Below are 4,219 nucleotides of genomic sequence, written 5' to 3' on the forward strand. Positions count from 1 at the left end.
TGCTGGGACTTTCCCTGTTTATCATTACGGTCTCTTTAGCGACCGGAAAGACCAACATCATGCAGGGAGCCGTATTGGTAGGCATCTTCCTGATTTATCTTTTCACCTCGATTGTTCCCTGATACGAAGGAGCGTTTTGTATGGCTCATGCCGGCCTTGTGGCTATGGCGGAATCAGTATACAGCAAATAGCATGGGTGACGAAAACAGCAGTTTTTCCGTTATGAAACAGGATTTTGTCCTTTTAATAGAATTTTACTCAGAAGGAACAGCTCAGGATCATTGCCGGTAAAATTCCCAGCCTGTTCCTGAACCGGATCTTCAGGTTTCCCATAGGTAGGATAGCCGTTGACTGCAGGAGCCTTAAACGGAAAGGGTGAGGAATTTGGAAGTGCCTGTCTTTAATTACTTATGAACCAGGTGAAATGATTCAGGGGCTTCCGGAGATTTTTGTACGATAATTGTATATCAAGATATATCACCAAAATAAACAAAATCATATGAAAAAGGTAATCGTAGCAGCAGCATTGATAGCCGGAGGATTCATCACGGTGTCTGCGCAGACCAAAAGCACAACCAAAAGCACAACCAAAACCAACAACAGTACCGGAACGCTGAATACAGGGACCGGTCTGCTGAATACCGGAACCAACGGTACGATAAAAACCAACGGTTCCCTGAATACCGGTGCCGGAACCCTGAATACCGGAACCAACGGTAAGCTGAACAGCAATACCCGCCTGAATACCGGAACCACCGGAACCATGAACAACAATGGTATTCTGAACACCGGCACGAACAGCACCCTCAATACCGGCGTCGGAAATTTGAATACCGGGACCAATACCACCGTGAACTACGGAACCCCCGGTACCCTGAATACCAGCGGAACCATGAACACCGCTGCGCCCAAATAAAAATACCGGAAAATAGACAAACGGTAAAAAATCCTGAAAACATCAGATTGCCCCTGAAAAGCCCTCCGCTTTTCAGGGGCATTTTTATTGTTTATCCAAGCGGTCTCCATCTGTTTCACTTATTGTTCAAAATGATCTGATTTTGTTCCGGTCAATGAATGATGATGCTGAAATTTTCCGGATCAGCTTTCTTTCGGCACTCAGCGGTAAAGATTCCGTGCGGTTTTACAATCATGTTACATGGATTATAAAATGGTAACATTTCTATATTACCATCCTTAGAACCCGATATTCAATTCACAGAAAATAGCATAACCAAAAATTGCGGGTATGAAACATCTTTATTAATATTGTGTCCGTATGTCTGCTCAATTAAAATTTAAAATCCCTGAATTCCTGAACGTTTTCAGATGGTTGTGGGTACTGCTCATCGTAGTATCGGCCTGTAAAGACACTTCCGGAAAATCCGGCAGGATTAGTATCGGGTTTTCCCAGGGGTTGGGCAATCATCCCTGGCGGCAATCGATGAATCATGCGATGGAGATTCAGGCGTCGCTGCATTCTGAGGTGGAATTGGATATCAGCAGGGCAGAGGGTTCCGTTCAGAAGCAGATTCGCGATATTCAGAAGATGATTGATCATCACGCGGATATTATTATCATTTCTCCTATTGACCCGAATTCCCTGGTTCCCGTTGTAGAAAAAGCGGCTGCTCAGAAAATTCCCGTGATTTTGGTGGACAGGAAAATCAATTCTGATAAATATGCTACTTACATCGGGGCCGATAATGTGGAAATCGGCAGGGAGGCGGCCCGATACATTATTTCGGATTCCAAAAATCTTAAAAAAATCATTGAAATAAAAGGAGATGACAATTCTTCGCCCACTGTTGAAAGAAGCCTGGGATTCCGGCAGACGATCAAAAACAATCCGGATACGGAACTGATAAAAACATTTAAAGGTCTTCCGGCTGAGGCCTTCCGGAAAACACTGGATTCATTGGGAAACCAGAGCCTCTATGTTTTTGCTTTTAATGATGAGCTGGCTGCCCAGGCCTGGCAGGTGGCAAGAAACGCCGGTCTGGAAAACCAGATTAAATTCATCGGCGTGGACGGGCTCAACACCAAAGACGGCGGAATCCAGATGGTTCTGGACGGTAAACTGAATGCCACTTTACTCTATCCGACCGGAGGAACGGAAGCCATCGAGACGGCCATCAGAATCTACAATGGACAAATGCCGCCCAAACGTATCAAGCTCAGCACCACCATTATCGACAGGCTGAATGCGGAGATTATGCGCAACCAGTTCGATAAAATCATTGAACAGCAGGGCGTGATTGAAAATCAGGTGAATGCCGTAAAAAAACAGACCGAACTCTATTCTTCGCAAAAAGAACTGTTCCGCTGGTCGATTGTCCTTCTGGTTCTGATGTTTTGCCTCATTGCTTATGCTATTTACCTGATTTATACCATTAAAATTAAAAACAAGCAGCTTATCCTGACCAATGAGCGGATAACGATTCAGCGGAACCAGATTGAAACCATCGCCAATGAACTGAAAGAAAGCAACGAAGCAAGGGTTAATTTTTTCACCGGCTTGTCCCACGAGTTCAAGACACCGATTACCCTTATCCTGAGTTCTTTGGAATCAATGAAAGACTCCTATAAAACCAAAGGTACAAAACCTTCCTACGAACTGGAATTGATTAATAAAAATTCAAACCGGCTGCTCCGGCTGGTTGATAATCTTCTGGATTTCAGGAAAATTGAAAATAAAACCTTCAATCTCCGCGTATCCAAAACCAACATCTACGATTTTACATACGGAATTTTCAGGGATTTTGAAAATGAAGCCAAAAAAAGGAATATCAAATTTGAAATTCACTGTACCAACAAGAACCTGGAACTTTACATCGACCGGAACCTAATGGACAAGGTCTATTTCAACCTCTTATCAAATGCCTTCAAGTTCACCCCGGACAACGGGAAAATCGAAATTACGATTCAGGAAAAAGGCAATCAGGCGGTGATCAGCTTCAAAGACAACGGCATCGGAATCCCGGAGAAGGAAATCAGTAAAGTCTTCGAGGCTTATTTCAAAGGCTCCAACAACCGGAAAAACAGCTCCGGAATAGGGCTTCATCTCAGCCGTCAGTTTGTGGAGCTTCACCTTGGGAAAATTGAGGTCAGCTCCTTTCAGGGGACGGAGTTCGTCCTCAGCTTATATAAAGGGAACAAGCATTTCAATGAAGACCAGATGATAAAGGAACCGGCTGTGGCAGATGCCGGGGCACTGGCGGAAAATGCAGTTTTTGACACAGCCGATGAAGGAAATTTGCCGCATAATCAGGACCATTCCGGCGAGCGTTATTCACTGCTTTTGGTAGAGGATAATCCGGATTTGTCATTTTTCCTCAGTAATAAGCTGAAAAACGAATTCGAGGTGATGGTTTCCGACGGTACGGACGCTGTTGACAAAGCGCTGAACGAAATTCCCGACATCATCGTCTGCGATGTCAATCTCCCCGGTAAAAACGGCTTTGAAATCTGCGAAATCCTGAAAAACGACCTCAGAACGTCGCATATCCCTGTTATTCTGCTCACCGCTCTGGACAATAAGGAATCGTATCTCCAGGGGCTGAAATCCGGTGTCGACCTCTATCTCACCAAGCCTTTCAGCTATCCGATTCTTACCCAATCGCTTCGTGCATTGCTTTATAACCGGGAAAAACTAAGGTATTACTATACCAATAATATCGGCAGGATTGTGGACAGCAAATCCTTCGGAAATATGGAGCAGACGTTTGTGAACAAACTCAATCAAATTATCCAGACCAATATCGATAATCCCGGTTTTTCCGTAGAAAACCTTGCCGAACTGCTCAACATTTCGAGAATCCAGCTCTACAGGAAAATCAAGGCGATGTTTGATGTGAACGTAAGCGACTATATCAACAATATCCGCCTGGAACAGGCGAAATCGATGCTGCAGAACCCCGGGCTTACCATTTCCGAAATTGCCTACAAAACCGGCTTCTCATCCCCGAATTACTTCTCTACTGTCTTTAAAAACAAATTCGGTGTATCGCCTAACGTGTTCAGGAAGAGCGTGGGAGAGGAGTAAGGGCGGCTAAATCTAAAGAACTCTGATATTAGAATGAGAAGAGGTTTGTAATATGCTTGTTTTTGCTTCTTTGTATACATAAGAAATTATATTCTAAAATATCAATAGAAACGGTCTTTAGCCCGTTTTCTAAATATAATCTACAATTGGCTTCAGCCAAAACTTATCCTGTTTCTG

General features: G+C 43.9%; 2 protein-coding genes. Both read left to right on the forward strand.

Annotated elements, in window-relative coordinates:
- Nucleotides 1–499 precede the first annotated feature (499 nt).
- Entirely contained in the window at nucleotides 500–916 is a 417-nt protein-coding gene (locus QZ735_RS09780; protein WP_294247535.1) for a hypothetical protein, read from the forward strand.
- A gap of 360 nt (nucleotides 917–1,276) precedes the next feature.
- Entirely contained in the window at nucleotides 1,277–4,042 is a 2,766-nt protein-coding gene (locus QZ735_RS09785) for a substrate-binding domain-containing protein (protein ID WP_294247538.1), read from the forward strand.
- Nucleotides 4,043–4,219 lie beyond the last annotated feature (177 nt).

Source organism: uncultured Chryseobacterium sp. (assembly GCF_913776365.1).
Taxonomy (GTDB): domain Bacteria; phylum Bacteroidota; class Bacteroidia; order Flavobacteriales; family Weeksellaceae; genus Chryseobacterium.